This window comes from Spongiibacter sp., assembly GCF_041602295.1.
In the GTDB taxonomy this organism is placed as follows: domain Bacteria; phylum Pseudomonadota; class Gammaproteobacteria; order Pseudomonadales; family Spongiibacteraceae; genus Spongiibacter.
This window is the reverse complement of record NZ_JBFIGO010000015.1, coordinates 30,235-43,641: the sequence shown is the minus strand read 5'-3', so window position 1 is coordinate 43,641 and position 13,407 is coordinate 30,235. Positions and strand designations below refer to the sequence as shown.

The 13,407-nt window shown below is 58.7% G+C and carries 13 protein-coding genes; 12 read left to right on the top strand and 1 reads right to left on the bottom strand.

Annotation, left to right across the window (positions count from 1 at the left end; all coding sequences use genetic code 11):
• Positions 1-646: 646 nt before the first annotated feature.
• The 10 genes from ABYM29_RS04790 (at position 647) to ABYM29_RS04745 (ending at position 9,477) form a co-directional block, all read left to right on the top strand.
• Positions 647-1,342 (top strand): phosphatidylcholine/phosphatidylserine synthase, encoded by a 696-nt coding sequence (locus ABYM29_RS04790; protein WP_372862795.1) that lies wholly within the window; start codon positions 647-649, stop codon positions 1,340-1,342.
• 73 nt (positions 1,343-1,415) lie between these two features.
• Positions 1,416-1,880, top strand: coding sequence for an adenylyltransferase/cytidyltransferase family protein (locus ABYM29_RS04785; protein WP_372862790.1), 465 nt, complete (start codon positions 1,416-1,418; stop codon positions 1,878-1,880).
• Positions 1,881-2,195: 315 nt separating this feature from the next.
• Entirely contained in the window at positions 2,196-2,642 is a 447-nt protein-coding gene (locus ABYM29_RS04780; protein WP_372862788.1) for an RDD family protein, read from the top strand.
• 4 nt (positions 2,643-2,646) lie between these two features.
• Positions 2,647-3,378, top strand: coding sequence for a sulfite exporter TauE/SafE family protein (locus ABYM29_RS04775; RefSeq protein WP_372862785.1), 732 nt, complete (start codon positions 2,647-2,649; stop codon positions 3,376-3,378).
• Between the two features lie 111 nt (positions 3,379-3,489).
• Positions 3,490-4,674: an acyl-CoA thiolase gene (locus ABYM29_RS04770; RefSeq protein ID WP_372862783.1), complete on the top strand. Its 1,185-nt coding sequence runs from the start codon at positions 3,490-3,492 to the stop codon at positions 4,672-4,674.
• A gap of 34 nt (positions 4,675-4,708) precedes the next feature.
• Positions 4,709-5,137 (top strand): group II truncated hemoglobin, encoded by a 429-nt coding sequence (locus ABYM29_RS04765; RefSeq protein ID WP_372862780.1) that lies wholly within the window; start codon positions 4,709-4,711, stop codon positions 5,135-5,137.
• Between the two features lie 54 nt (positions 5,138-5,191).
• Positions 5,192-6,229, top strand: a complete 1,038-nt coding sequence (locus ABYM29_RS04760) for a hypothetical protein (RefSeq protein ID WP_372862777.1) — start codon at positions 5,192-5,194, stop codon at positions 6,227-6,229.
• Positions 6,230-6,521: 292 nt separating this feature from the next.
• Positions 6,522-8,624 (top strand): ATP-binding protein, encoded by a 2,103-nt coding sequence (locus ABYM29_RS04755; protein WP_372862774.1) that lies wholly within the window; start codon positions 6,522-6,524, stop codon positions 8,622-8,624.
• Positions 8,625-8,663: 39 nt separating this feature from the next.
• Complete coding sequence (locus ABYM29_RS04750; RefSeq protein WP_372862771.1) at positions 8,664-9,035, top strand: response regulator; 372 nt, start codon at positions 8,664-8,666, stop codon at positions 9,033-9,035.
• Positions 9,028-9,477: a chemotaxis protein CheX gene (locus ABYM29_RS04745; RefSeq protein WP_372862769.1), complete on the top strand. Its 450-nt coding sequence runs from the start codon at positions 9,028-9,030 to the stop codon at positions 9,475-9,477. Before ABYM29_RS04750 ends, ABYM29_RS04745 begins: the two co-directional genes overlap by 8 nt.
• A 21-nt stretch (positions 9,478-9,498) precedes the next feature.
• On the opposite strand, the gene ABYM29_RS04740 is transcribed toward ABYM29_RS04745, so the two are convergent.
• Positions 9,499-10,803 carry a DEAD/DEAH box helicase gene (locus tag ABYM29_RS04740; RefSeq protein WP_372862766.1) on the bottom strand — a complete coding sequence of 435 codons (1,305 nt, stop codon included), beginning with the start codon at positions 10,801-10,803 and terminating at the stop codon, positions 9,499-9,501.
• A gap of 256 nt (positions 10,804-11,059) precedes the next feature.
• Between ABYM29_RS04740 and ABYM29_RS04735 the strand changes: the two genes are divergently transcribed.
• Positions 11,060-12,646 (top strand): peptide chain release factor 3, encoded by a 1,587-nt coding sequence (locus ABYM29_RS04735; RefSeq protein WP_372862763.1) that lies wholly within the window; start codon positions 11,060-11,062, stop codon positions 12,644-12,646.
• A gap of 261 nt (positions 12,647-12,907) precedes the next feature.
• The gene (locus ABYM29_RS04730) at positions 12,908-13,384 is read left to right on the top strand and encodes a hypothetical protein (RefSeq protein WP_372862760.1); all 477 of its coding nucleotides are present in this window, start codon (positions 12,908-12,910) and stop codon (positions 13,382-13,384) included.
• Positions 13,385-13,407 lie beyond the last annotated feature (23 nt).

Here is a 13,407-nt window from a genome sequence, read left to right as displayed (position 1 = left end):
CACGACTTCGGCGTCGGCAATACGCGCCGCGGTGTCAGCTGCGTCGGTGTGCGGGTAAATTGTCGCCGTGTCCACGCTGTTTTGCAGGGCCTGCCAGCTTAGGTCGTTGGGTGAAAAGCTGTCGCTGTCGAGAAATACGCCGTGCATAATCAATGGTTCTCTGTGGCGGGGTGGCCGTGAGGGTGGTAATTATTGGCCCTGTGGGGGCGTATGCGGTGAACCGATGGCAGTGGCGTCGCGAGTGGTCGCCGTTGTCGCATTTTATAAAACGAAACAGCGGGGCTAAACAAAGTTCGGTTAGACACGGTTTTATCCGGTGACGAAGACTTCAAGAGTGTTTGCCGCAGCGGTGATGCTGCCTGTTGTGAGCCGTGTAGCTGAAGACAAGTAAGTGCGGTTCTGCAGTTAATGATATACCGCTGTGTTCCCGACGCAATAGCGCGTATAGTGCAGGGCTTAGTATTTTCTGTATCGAGCCTACTGGCCACACGCCTCTATCCTCCTTATTTTGATGCTGTTTGCCGTAGGCAAATGGCATAGTTTCATTGCATCCGCTGTTTGTATTTTTGATTTTGCATGAGTACATGCCAGACTTCTAGCACCCCTCTGTTTACTTGAGCAGGGGCGCGCGAGTTTTTTGTCGGCAGTGAGGTGTGTTCCTGAATTTTCCTTATTTCTTAGGAGCTCCATGAGCGCAATTAGCGAAGACCTTAACGAGTTACAACCCTCTATTCTCTCCTATGTAAAAGATCTTCCTAATCTGTGTTCGCTTGCCGGCTTGGCCTGCACGGTATTGGCAATTTATTTCAGTATTGTCGGCGTTTACTACGCGGTAATGATTGCTATGGTTTGGGCTGTTGCCTTTGATTGGGCCGACGGCCTAGTGGCGCGAAGCATGGCGGGCCGCAGCGGCAGTGACCGAGTGTTTGGTGGTCAGCTTGATTTGCTAATAGACATCGTTAGCTATGGTGTTGCTCCGGCCATTCTGCTGCTGAGTTATGGGGAATTCGCTCCGGTATTGTTGCCCGTCGCCTTTGTGGTCATTGCGGCCAGCGCTATACGCCTGAGCTATTTCAGTACCTATGGCCTGTCTGGTGGGGCTAAATATACGGGCTTGGCGCTGGATAATAATAATCTCGTGCTGGTGTCGGTGTTCCTGTTGGAAAGTGTGATTCCAAGTGGCGTTTTCGCGCTACTGCTTCCTGTTACCGCTGTCGGCTTGGCGGCTCTCAATGTTTCTCAAATTAAAACGCCGAAGCTTTCGGGTAATCCCCGGAATGTTTATTTGTTGGCATTTTATACCTGTGGAATAAGCGGGATTTATATCTGGAAGCTTTGGTAGCGGGCGACCGTGCAGCGAACCTTGCCGCTAGCCACGCTGGCATAGATAATTTTTTAACAGGATTAAATTGCAAATGATGGTATATACCGTAGGCACCTTTGATTTACTGCATGTTGGTCACCTGGCTTTACTCGAATACTGTAAGTCATTAGGGAGTGTTCTGGCCGTCGGTGTTGCTTCAGATCGCGTGGTCAATTCTTACAAACCGAATGTGCCGGTGATTCCGCTGGAGCAGCGTATGGAAATGTTGAGTGCTTTGCGCTGTGTTGACATTGTGCGCCCCTATGACGAACTTGAATACGTGTCTGGCTGCAAGGCCTTGGAGGCAGACATTTTTGTGATTGGTGAAGACTGGGGGAGTCAGCCGCATAACCTAGCGGTGGAGTCGTATCTGCAGTCGGTGGGCAAGCAGATTAAACAAGTGCTCTATAACCCCCGTACATCGTCAACCGCGATCAAGCAAAATGTCATGGCGCAAGTTTACAAGGCCGGTAATACGACTGCGGTGGAGCGCAGCTTGCGCGTCCTGGTTAGCTAGAGTAACGAGCCGGTAAACGAAACGGGCGGAGCTTCCCTAGGTTCAAGCTATTATCCACAGTCGCTAGGCCGCGGGTAGTTTGGCGTCGGTGTTAAGCCGCTGTTTTCGGTAGGGTAGGGCGGCCGTAAAGGGCCGTGTTTTTTCGTCGGAGAGCCCAGGCCTGAAGTATCTGGAAAGCGGTCGCACAGCCGTGCAATAGGGTTGCTACGCCGTCAGTCCGCCGCTGGGTGTGACGGCTGTTATTCAGGCAAAATTTGCTTACCATCGGTGCTGCGTGGCAGACCTGCTCGCAAATGAATATGGAGCAACGTGATTATGCAGGATTCCCCCCACTATGCCGGTTTTTTGTTGCGCGCGATCGCCACGGTGATCGATGTGCTGCTGTTATTGCCGGTGATTTATCTGCCGTTGAGTTGGATTTACGGCGCCGACTATTGGCAGCATCAGGGGCCGTTGCTGGGGCTGTGGGATGGACTGCTCAATTATGTGTTGCCGCTGGTATTAACGCTGTGGTTCTGGCGGCGCTTTCGCGGCACACCGGGCAAGATGCTGCTGCGTCTGCGGGTGGTGGATGCCGCCACCGGCAAGACCATGACGCTGGCCCAGTCGCTGCTGCGCTATTTTGCCTATATCCCCGCCATGTTGCCGCTGGGTTTGGGCTTGCTGTGGATTGGCTGGGACCGACGCAAGCAGGGCTGGCACGACAAAATCGCCGGCTCGGTGGTGATTCGCGAGCCGCGCGATACACCGGCGGGCGGCTGAGCTCGTGGTCGACTTGTCGCTGTTGCTAGTCGCCGGTGTGTTGGGCGGCGCGCTGAATGCCCTGGCCGGCGGCGGCAGCTTTATTACTCTGGCGGCGCTGGTGTACGTCGGCTTGCCGCCAGTGGTGGCCAATGCCACCGGCACCGCCGCGCTGCTGCCGGGTTACGCGGTCAGTGCCTGGCGGTTTCGCCGCGATATTGCCGTGCCCCGCGGTGTTTCGCTGCCGTTGTTGCTGAGTCTCACCTTGCTGGGCGGCTGTGTCGGTGCGGGAATTTTGCTGCACAGTAGCGCGCAGGTATTTGCGGCGCTGGTTCCCTGGTTGGTGTTGCTGGCAACCGCCATGTTTGCCCTGGCGCCGACGCTACTGCGGCGCCGGCGTCCGGCGCCCACCGCTATCGCCCTGCTGAGTCTGTTTGCCGTGTGCGTATACGGCGGTTATTTCAATGGTGGTTTGGGCATTATCTTGTTGGCGGCGCTGAGCTTGTTGGGGCAGCGCAATTTGCCGGCGATGAACGGGCTAAAAAATGCCATGTCGGCGCTGCTGACAGCGGTGGCGGTGGCGGTGTATTGGGCGGGCGGATTGATCGCTCTGCCGCAGCTGCTGGTGCTGGCCGGCGCCGCCGTTGTCGGCGGCTATGCGGGTGCGGCGCTGAGTTACCGTATTCCGGCGGCGGCGCTGCGGGGCTTTATCGTCGCGGTTGGGCTGGCCTTGGCGCTGCTGTTCTTTTTGCGCTGAGGCGTCGCCTGCTCGCCGTTGGATTGCCGACAAAAGATTTGTAACTTGCGTTATGATACCTTTTGTCTGCCGGCTTGCTGCCGGCGCCGAGCACTGCAATGAGGAACGACTATGGATGCCTATCTTTACGATTGCCTGCGCAGCCCGCGCGCAAAAGCGGTGCCCGAGCAGGGCACGCTGGCTGCACTGGCGCCGCAAATGATGGTTGCGCAGCTGGTGGCGGGCTTGGAGCAGCGCCATCCCGGTCTGCGCGACAGCGCTCAACAATTGCTGTTGGGCTGTGTTGGTCAGGTGGCCAGTCAGGGCGGCAATATTGCCCTGGTGAGCAAGGTGGCGGCGGGCCTGCCCGATAGCGCAGCGGCCTACAGCCTGAATAATTACTGCGTGTCGGGGCTGACGGCGATCAGCCAGGCGGCGCTGGCGGTGCAGGCCGGGCTGAGTCAAATGAGCCTGGCCGGCGGCGTGGAGAACATGAGCCAAGTGCCGTTTATGGCCGACCGCGCCAGTTATTATCAAGATACCAGCCTGCCCCGCGCCGGGCGGTTTTTGCCGGTGCCGGTGGCGGCGGATTTACTGGCCAGCCACAGCGGGGTAGCGCGCGCCCAGCTCGATGCCATCAGCTTGCGCTCCCAGCAGCGCGCCGCGGCGGCGCAGCAGGTTGCGGCCCTGAATGCCTCGATGGTGGCGATGTGCGATGGTGACGGCGCGGTGTTGCTGGACCGCGATGAGGCGGTTCGCGCCGGCGTCACCGCCGAGGCCCTGGCGGCGATGCCGGCAGCCTTTGCGGAGTTCGCCGCGCCCTATCGCGACACCATTGGCGATCGTCCCCTGCAGGCGCTGCACAGTTTTGCCCATATGCCGCCGATGGTCGACGGTGCGGCGCTGGCTTTGATAGGCGGCCCACAGCTGCCGCTGGACAGTGCGCCGCGGGCGAAAATTGTGGCGGTGTCAGAGCGCTGCGGCAGCGCCGCCGAGTCCCTAACCGGTGGCTTTGCGGCCATGGAGCAGGCCCTTAGCCGCGCCGGCCTGGGGCTGAATGATTTGGACTGCATAGAGTTTATGGAGGCCTTCGCGGTGGTGCCGGCGCTGCTTGAGCAGCGCTATCAGGTGGACCCCGATAAGGTGAATATTGCCGGTGGCCATTTGGCCAAGGGGCACCCGATGGGGGCAACCGGGGCGGTGTTGTTATCCTGCCTGATGGACGCGCTGGAGCATCGCGATGGCCGCCTGGGCATGGTGGTGGCCACCGGCGCCTCGGGCATCGGCGCGGCGATGATTATTGAGCGTCTGCGCTGATACACTGGGGTTTTCAGCGTACAGTGGGCTAACGATGGCGATTGCAGAACCGGGCTACGGCAATGCCGATGCCTCTTTTAAGGCGGCGGGCGAGTTGGCCGGCGTGACCGCGCTGGTCGATGCCTTCTACGACATTATGGACAGCGCGCCGCAAGCGGCGGCCATCCGCGCCATGCACCCGGCAGACTTGGGCGAATCGCGGCGCAAGCTGTGTTACTTCCTCTGCGGTTGGTTGGGCGGGCCGCGCCTATACCAGCAGCACTACGGCAGCATTAATATTCCCGAGGTTCATCAACACTTGGCGGTGGCCGGCGCCGAGCGCGACGCCTGGCTGTGGTGTATGCAGCGCGCGATAGACCGCCAGCCCTATGCGCTGAGTTTTAAGGACTACCTCTACCGGCAACTGTGTGTGCCCGCCGAGCGGGTGCGCCAGCGCAGCGCCTTGCGGCGCGCCAGGGATTGAATTTTCCCCGCTGCTGGCGGTCACCCCATTGATGTTACGGCAAAGGAAATATCGATGAATGAATCGCCCACACCGCCGTCTAGTCGCCATGCTCGACCGGCGGCGAGTCGCCTAGAAGAACAGCTGTTACTGCTATGGGATGTCGCCATTATTGTGTTGGTGTCGGCGAATCTGCTGCTAATCCTGTTTGACAGCCTGTTTATGTTTGCGCCGTTTCAGCAGCTATTGGCTGAGCAGTGGCCGCGTTTTTACGCGCTTTACAGTGAGCGTATTCACGCCGATTTTCAGCGCATCGATCTGCTGTTTGTGGCGATCCTGCTCACCGACGTGCTGTTGGGCTGGGCGCTCGCCGCCTGGCAACGGCGCTATGAGCGCTGGTGGTTTTATCCCTTTGTGCACTGGTACGACGTGTTGGGCTGTATTCCGCTATCGGGATTCCGCTGGCTGCGGATTTTGCGGGTGGTGTCGATTCTGTTTCGCCTGCAGCGCCTGGGACTCATCGATGTGCGGCGCTGGCCAGCCTACGGCCTGTTGGCGCGCTATTACAGTATCGCGATCGAGGAATTGTCGGACCGCATTGTCGACAATGTCCTGGCGGGTGTGCAAAGTGAGCTGCGCAGCGGTGCATCGCAGCTGCCCGATCGCATGGTAAAGCAGGTGCTCGCGCCGCGCCGCGAGGCGCTGGCCAGTGCGCTGGCGGCGCGCATTGGTGGCACAGCTAGCACGGTATACCGCCAGCGCCGCAGTGAAATTCACGACTATATTGCCCAGTTAGTGCAGCGCACCATTGCCCACAATGCGGCCGCCCAGCGCATCGATCGTCTGCCGGGCATCGGCGATGCCATTGTTGAACTCATTGAAGATATTCTGGTGAGCGCCAGCCGCGACACCATCGACGAGTTGTTGGCTTACCACCCGGGAGAACCGGCCCTAGGGGGCGACCTGCTGGAGAAAATTGTACGGAGTGTGATCGACGATATTGTCGACGAGCGGGGGCAGCAGCCGCGGGATTTTGGCCCGGCGCTGGACGACGTGGTGGCACTGTTGCGACAGCAGGTGAGGCGCAAGCGCTGGCTGGAGGCCTCGCCGTAGCGCTTGGCCTTGCCGGCTGCGTTGTTGGCGAACTGCTGGTGAGCACGGGCTGGCCTCCTCAAAGCGGTGCAATGCCGCTGAAAGCGCTGTGTAATAGTGCGGGTTTGTGGTCTTACTTGTGAGCGCGCAGGCCTAATGTTGGTGCAAGGGCAGGTTTTTTGTGCCCGGGTCGACGATTTCTCTGCAGTAAAAAAATATTTTCGCATTAGCGCAAAAGCCGGCCCGTTCTTTGCTGTAAGCACTGCGCAACCGCTTGCTCGGCAGGCGCCGCTTACAGGAAGGCGAAAATATTATGAATTTTGGTTTCGGAAAATATCGCGGCATTATCGTCTCGATAGCACTCTTTCTATTGCTGGATGCCTCGGTGCTGACGCTGAACTTTTACATTTCCTATGAAATTTCAGAGGACGCGGTAGGCGTTAACATTGCCGGGCGTCAGCGAATGTTGTCGCAGCGCATGATGAAGTCGCTGCTCGATTTCCAATTAGCTGAAGATGCCGACAGCCGCCGGCAGGCCTTGGCGGAATTACAGCGCACCACCGAGCTGTTTGATGCCACCTTGCAGGCCTTTATACACGGCGGGCAGATCGCCGGTGCCGATGGCAGTCCGGTCGCACTGCAGGCGGCGAATTCGCCCCTCGCCGCAGAGGTCCTGTCGAAGGCGCTGGCAATATGGCAGCCATTTAACGGGATATTGTCTCCCCTGCTCGCCGTTGATGCCGACGACAGTCTCGGCGAAATTGCCGGGCTGGTGCCGGCGGCGGTGGCCTACGGACGCCGGCACAATGTGCGTCTGCTGACACTGATGAACGACTTGACGGTGGAGCTGGAGAATATCGCCGATTCCAAGGCCAAGCGCCTGCGCTTGATTCAAACGGTGGGGATCAGCCTGGCGATCATTAATTTTTTAATCATCATGTTTCATTTTTTGCGCCAGCTTAAAACTAGCGATGAAAAAATTGCCTTGGCGCGAGAAGAGACGGTAGAAATTTTAGAAACAGTCAATGAAGGGCTGTTTCTCTTGGACAGAGACCAGGTTATTGGCGGTCAGTATTCCGCCGCGATGCACAGCATTTTTGGTCACAGAGATCTGGCGGGAAAGCATTTCGACAGTTTGCTCGACGGCATTGTCTCGGATAAGCAAAGCCATACGGCGTCCAGTTTTATCAACCTGTTGTTTGATCCGCGCAAAAAACAAAAGCTGATTGGCGATCTCAATCCGCTGCGCCAACTGGAGGTGCATATTCCCCAGGCCGATGGCAGCTTTGCCAACAAACACCTGAGTTTTGATTTTTCGCGGGTCGAGAAGGGTGGCCAAATCGTTCACATTTTGGTGACAGTGCAGGATATTTCTGCGCAGGTGCAGTTGGCGCGCGAGCTGGAGAGCGCCAAGTCGCAGGGAGAGGAGCAGCTGGAATTGCTGTCTACGGTGATCCAGAGCGACGGTGCATTGCTGCAGGAATTTTTGCATAACAGCTTTCGCAGTTTTGAAAAAATTAACCATCAGCTCAAGCAGAGCGCCCGCAGTCGCGAGCAGTATCTGGACAAGATCAATCAAATTGCCGCACTGATTCACAGCTATAAGGGCGAGGCGGCCGCCCTTAATCTGCGCCGTTTTGCCAGCCAGGCCCACGACTTCGAGGACCTGCTGGCGGCGCTGCGCGAGCGCCCCCAACTCAGTGGTCAGGACTTCCTGGGTTTGGCGGTTCACCTCAATGCGCTGATCTCCCAGACTGAAACGATAGCCGGGGTCGCAAGCAAATTGGCGGAGCTGAATGTTATTGCCAGCCCGGTGACGGTCGCTGGCAACAGCGCCGATCGCAGTGCTCATTTCCGCCAGTTAGTGGCGCAACTCGCCGAGGGTCAGGGCAAACAGGTGGAGGTGTTGTGCAGCGGCTTTGACGAAGTGCAACTCGACAGCGAGCTGGCGTCATCGATTAACGCGATCGCCGTGCAGCTGTTGCGCAATGCTGTCAGCCACGGCATTGAGTCCCCCGAGGCGCGGCGCCTGGTGGAAAAAACCGGCTGCGGTGAAGTGGATATTCGCCTGCTGCGTCGCCGCGACGGCAGTCTGCGTATCAGTGTTGAGGACGATGGCGCCGGCCTGGATCGCCAGGCGATTGTGCAGCGTGCCATCGCTGCGGGATTACTTGACGACGCAGCAGCCGAGGGCCTCGATAGCAAGGCCATGTTGAATTTGATTTTTCACCCGGGGCTGTCGACGCGCGAGACGGTGGATGAGGATGCCGGGCGCGGTCAGGGCATGTATGCGGTGCGCCAGGCGGTGCGCGAACTCGGTGGTCGAATCAGCGTGCGCTCGCGCAGCGGAGTGGGAACCCGCTTCCAAATTACCATTCCGCAGCTCGCGGCGGAGCGTGTGTCCTCCGCCGCCTAAGCCCATACTCGCTCGCCTAAACACCGTCTAAGGAGGCTCATGTTTAGTCTGATGATTGTGGATGATTCCAATATCATCCGTTCGAAAATTCACCGCGCCCACGATCGGCAGCGGTTCAATGTGGTGGCGGTGGCCAAAGACGGCGCCGAAGCGGTGAGGCTGTTTCAGGACAGCCAGCCGCAAGTGGTCACCATGGATCTCACCATGCCGAATATGGATGGCATTGCCTGTATTGAGACCTTGGCGGGGTTGAACCCCGAGGTGCTGATCTTGGTGGTGTCGGCGCTGTCGGATCAGGCCACTGGTATCGAGGCGCTGGAGAAGGGCGCTAGCGGCTTTTTGCTGAAACCCTTTAGTGAAGAGCAATTGCGCGAGGCGCTGGACGAATTGACGGAACACCTTGATGACTGAAGACAAGCTGCAAATTTTTATCGATGGCGTGAGTCGTTACTTTGAACATACCGAGGGCAACGATCTGCGCGTCGGCACGCCCTATCTGGCGGCCAATAGCGAGCCGGTGTCGATGGATTACACGGGCATTATCGGGGTGTCGGGGTCCAGCAAGGGCTGCGTCTATTTCACGGCGCCCAAAGCCATGCTCAAACATATGATTTTGAGCCTCGGTGAACCCGATACCTCAGAGGCCAATATGGTGGATCTGGTGGGGGAAGTGGCCAATACCATTTCGGGAAATGCGCGCCGGGAGCTGGGTAAGGAGTTTATGATTTCCGTGCCAGTGGTGGTGTCGGGCACGCCGAGCCGGGTGCATTTGCCAGCGGATTTGCGTTCCTATGTTGTCCCGGCGACCTGGCGCAGTTACCACGCCGCCGTGGTGATCTGCCTGCAGCGCTAGGCTGCAGGCAGGTGCGGCGCGCTAGCGGTTGCCGCTGGGGGCGCTGCGACCGGCGCTGCTGCTGCCACCGCCGCTGCGGCGACGGCGGCGGGCCTGGGGCGGCCGCTGGCCGTCGCGGTGCTCGCTGTGCGGGCGGCGATTCTGTGCGGGCCGGCGTGCCGGGCGGGCGTTGAGATTGGATTCGGGCAGATTGTGGGTCGGCTCAAAATCTTCAACTTCTTCGCGGCGCAGAATCTGTTTGATCAGGCGCTCAATGCCCGACAGCAGGTCGAATTCGTCGGCGCTGACCAGCGATACCGCTTGACCGGCGGCGCCCGCACGGCCGGTGCGGCCGATGCGATGCACGTAGTCTTCGGGCACATTGGGCAGGTCGACATTCACCACGTGGGGCAGCTGGCTGATGTCGAGGCCGCGGGCGGCGATGTCGGTGGCGACCAGGGCGCGCACTTTGCCGCGCTTAAACTCGTCCAGCGCCTTGGTGCGGGCGTTCTGGCTTTTGTTGCCGTGGATCGCCGCTGAGCGGATGCCCTGCTGGTCCAAAAAGGTGCTGAGTTTGTTGGCGCCGTGCTTGGTGCGCGAAAACACCAGTACCTGCTGCCAGTCGTTGTCGTGGATCAGCTTGGCCAGCAGCGCCGGCTTCTGTTTTTTGTCGACCGGGCAAATCCACTGCTCGACGCGCTCGGCAGTGCTGTTGGGCGCGGCCACCGAGACCTCTACCGGGTTGTTAACAATGCCCTTGGCGAGCTTGCGAATATCGTCGGAGAAAGTCGCCGAAAACATCAGGTTTTGACGCTTGGCCGGCAGCAGGGCGAGGATTTTACGAATGTCGTGAATAAAACCCATGTCCAGCATGCGGTCGGCTTCGTCCAATACCAGCACTTCCAGCTCGTTAAAACGCACGGCGTTTTGCTGGTAGAGATCGAGCAGGCGGCCTGGGGTGGCCACCAGAATGTCGACACCCTTGCGCAGCTTCATCATCTGCGGATTAATTTTGACACCGCCGAAGACCACGGTGGAACGCAGCGGCAGGTTGATACCGTATTTGTGTACGTTTTCACCGATTTGCGCGGCCAATTCGCGGGTGGGGGTCAAAATCAACGCGCGGGCCTGATTGGGCGCGGCGCGCTTGCCCTTGGATAGCATCTCCAAAATCGGCAGGGTAAAGCCGGCGGTTTTGCCGGTGCCGGTTTGCGCGGCGGCCATCACATCGCGGCCGTCGAGAACGGCGGGAATGGCTTTGGCTTGGATCGGCGAAGGGGTGGTGTAACCGCTGTCAGCAACGGCGTCTAGAATCGGGGCCGACAGGCCCAGGGAAGTAAACTGCATAGATCGTCTCAATAGGGGAGCGGCGTGGGCGAGTGGCCGGTGCCAGTCGTTCCTGCTCCCTGTGTGCAATGCCGCCGGAAGCGGCGGCGCGGTAGCTTACTGGATCTGCGCGGCTAATACCAGATAAATGCTTAAAGTTTGATCAGTTGCCGCCGCTGGGGCTTGCTGAAAAAAGCGGCGAAATGCCGTAGAATCGCGCCTCTTTTCCCGGCGCTGTGGCGGCGGGGCCGAATTCGCCGATCAGAAGATAGCCACCATGTCAGAGCAGTCGCTACAACAGCAAATCGCCAAACGCCGCACCTTTGCGATTATTTCCCACCCCGATGCCGGTAAAACCACCATCACCGAGAAGTTGATTTTGTTGGGCCAGTTGATTCAGGTAGCGGGCACCGTCAAGGGCAAGAAAAACGACAAGGCGGCGACCTCTGACTGGATGAGCCTGGAGAAGGAGCGCGGCATCTCGGTGACCTCGTCGGTGATGCAGTTTCCCTACAAAGACAGAATCGTTAATCTGCTGGACACCCCGGGGCACGAGGACTTTTCCGAGGATACCTACCGCACCTTGACGGCGGTGGATTCGGCGCTGATGGTGATCGACGGCGCCAAGGGTGTCGAGGCCCGCACCATTAAGTTGATGAATGTGTGCCGCCTGCGCGACACGCCGATACTCAGCTTTGTCAACAAGATGGACCGGGATATTCGCGACCCCATCGAACTGCTCGACGAAGTGGAAAGTGTGTTGGGGATTGAGGCCGCGCCGATCAATTGGCCGATAGGAATGGGGCGCGAGTTCAAAGGGGTCTACAACCTCTACACCGACACCATTCACGTATTCCAGCCGGGTAAGGGCAGTGTGATCGCCGAGGATATTCGTATTGAGGGGTTGGAAAGTGACGAGGCGAAGGCCCTGCTCGGCGACGACTACGGCGACTACTTGGACGAAATCGAACTGGTGCGCGGCGCCAGTCACGAGTTTGACCAGCAGGCCTATCTGGACGGCAAGATGACGCCGGTGTTCTTTGGTACCGCACTGTCCAATTTCGGGGTGCGCGAAATGCTCGACGGCTTTGTGGAGTGGGCACCCGCGCCGCTTAATCGCGCCACCGACCAGCGCGAAGTCGATGCCAAGGAAAGCGACTTTAGCGGCTTTGTGTTTAAGATTCAGGCCAATATGGATCCCAAACACCGCGACCGCATCGCCTTTATGCGCATCTGTTCGGGCACCTACAGCAAGGGCATGAAAATGCGCCATGTGCGCCTGGGCAAAGACGTGAAGATCGCCGATGCGGTGAGCTTTTTGGCCGGCGATCGCGAGCTGGTGAAAGAGGCGGTGTCGGGCGACATTATCGGCCTGCACAACCACGGCACCATACAGATTGGCGATACCTTCAGCAGCGGTGAGGAACTGAAGTTTACCGGCATTCCCCACTTTGCCCCTGAGCTGTTTCGTCGCATTCGCCTGCGCGATCCGATGAAGGCTAAGCAGCTGCAAAAAGGTCTGCAGCAGTTGTCGGAAGAGGGCTCCACCCAGGTGTTTATGCCCCAGCGCAACAGCGACCTGATTGTCGGCGCGGTGGGGGTGCTGCAGTTCGATGTGGTGGCCTATCGCCTCAAGGACGAATACAAGGTCGAGGCCATCTACGAGCCGATTAACGTGTATACCGCCCGCTGGGTGGACTGTGACGACGCCAAGGCCTTTGAGGAATTTAAGCGCAAATGCGCCGACAATCTGGCCATCGATGGCGGCGGCCACCTGACCTATCTGGCCCCCACCCGGGTGAACTTGTCGTTAACCGAAGAGCGCCACCCCGAGGTGCGCTTCCGCGCTACCCGCGAACATTAACATTGGCGGCTTGTCAGCCTCGCTGAATACCTCGCGGCGCGGCCTCCCCTGGTAAATATTGCACATTCATGGCCGCTGTTGCACTGCGTTCATATGCGGTTCAGGCGCGGCGAGTAGGCTGTGTTTCCAGCAGCGGGGGCGGCATTGCCGCAGACCTTGCCCGGCGGTGAAAGTTTCGACAATTATTCACCAATGCCGAGCTTGTGCGACGACCGAACCCGCTTAGAATGCTCTGTATAACGATTCAGCGAGGACGGTTCGATGCAAATAAAAAATAGTATTTTGGCAATGTTGTTGGCTACATCTGCCAGCGTGGCTATGGCGGGCAGTGGTTTGGGTGGCAGTTTTAGTCTCGGTGCCAGCGGTTCTGCTGACGATGCTTCCATGGATAGTAGTGTGGAGGGCAATGTCGACTTGGGCCTAGAGGAAAAACTAGAAAAGGCGAAGGAAAAGAAAGAGAAGGCTAAAGCCGAGGCCGAAGAGCGCAAAGCGGCTGCCAAAGCGCAGGCCGAAGAGCGCAAGGCCGCAGCTAAAGCCAAGCGTGAACAGGCTAAGCAAGAAGCTGCCGAGCGCGAAGCAGCCCGTCAGGCGAAGGCTGAGGCCGATGCTAAAGAACGTGAGGAACGCAAAGCGGCTGCCAAAGCAGAGTGGCAAGCGCGTAAAGATGCGCTGCGCAAGGCGACTAATGTCAACGTGAATGCGAGCGTAGAAGCCGAAGCGGGTGCCGAGGCTGAGTAAGCCCAGCAATGTATAAAAACGGG

Bases quoted from the DNA above. Each gene is read 5' to 3' on its own strand.
- ABYM29_RS04785 (WP_372862790.1), top strand. From the start codon at position 1,416: ATGATGGTATATACCGTAGGCACCTTTGATTTACTGCATGTTGGTCAC.
- ABYM29_RS04780 (WP_372862788.1), top strand. From the start codon at position 2,196: ATGCAGGATTCCCCCCACTATGCCGGTTTTTTGTTGCGCGCGATCGCC.
- ABYM29_RS04770 (WP_372862783.1), top strand. From the start codon at position 3,490: ATGGATGCCTATCTTTACGATTGCCTGCGCAGCCCGCGCGCAAAAGCG.
- ABYM29_RS04765 (WP_372862780.1), top strand. From the start codon at position 4,709: ATGGCGATTGCAGAACCGGGCTACGGCAATGCCGATGCCTCTTTTAAG.
- ABYM29_RS04760 (WP_372862777.1), top strand. From the start codon at position 5,192: ATGAATGAATCGCCCACACCGCCGTCTAGTCGCCATGCTCGACCGGCG.
- ABYM29_RS04755 (WP_372862774.1), top strand. From the start codon at position 6,522: ATGAATTTTGGTTTCGGAAAATATCGCGGCATTATCGTCTCGATAGCA.
- ABYM29_RS04750 (WP_372862771.1), top strand. From the start codon at position 8,664: ATGTTTAGTCTGATGATTGTGGATGATTCCAATATCATCCGTTCGAAA.
- ABYM29_RS04745 (WP_372862769.1), top strand. From the start codon at position 9,028: ATGACTGAAGACAAGCTGCAAATTTTTATCGATGGCGTGAGTCGTTAC.
- ABYM29_RS04740 (WP_372862766.1), bottom strand. From the start codon at position 10,803: ATGCAGTTTACTTCCCTGGGCCTGTCGGCCCCGATTCTAGACGCCGTT.
- ABYM29_RS04735 (WP_372862763.1), top strand. From the start codon at position 11,060: ATGTCAGAGCAGTCGCTACAACAGCAAATCGCCAAACGCCGCACCTTT.
- ABYM29_RS04730 (WP_372862760.1), top strand. From the start codon at position 12,908: ATGCAAATAAAAAATAGTATTTTGGCAATGTTGTTGGCTACATCTGCC.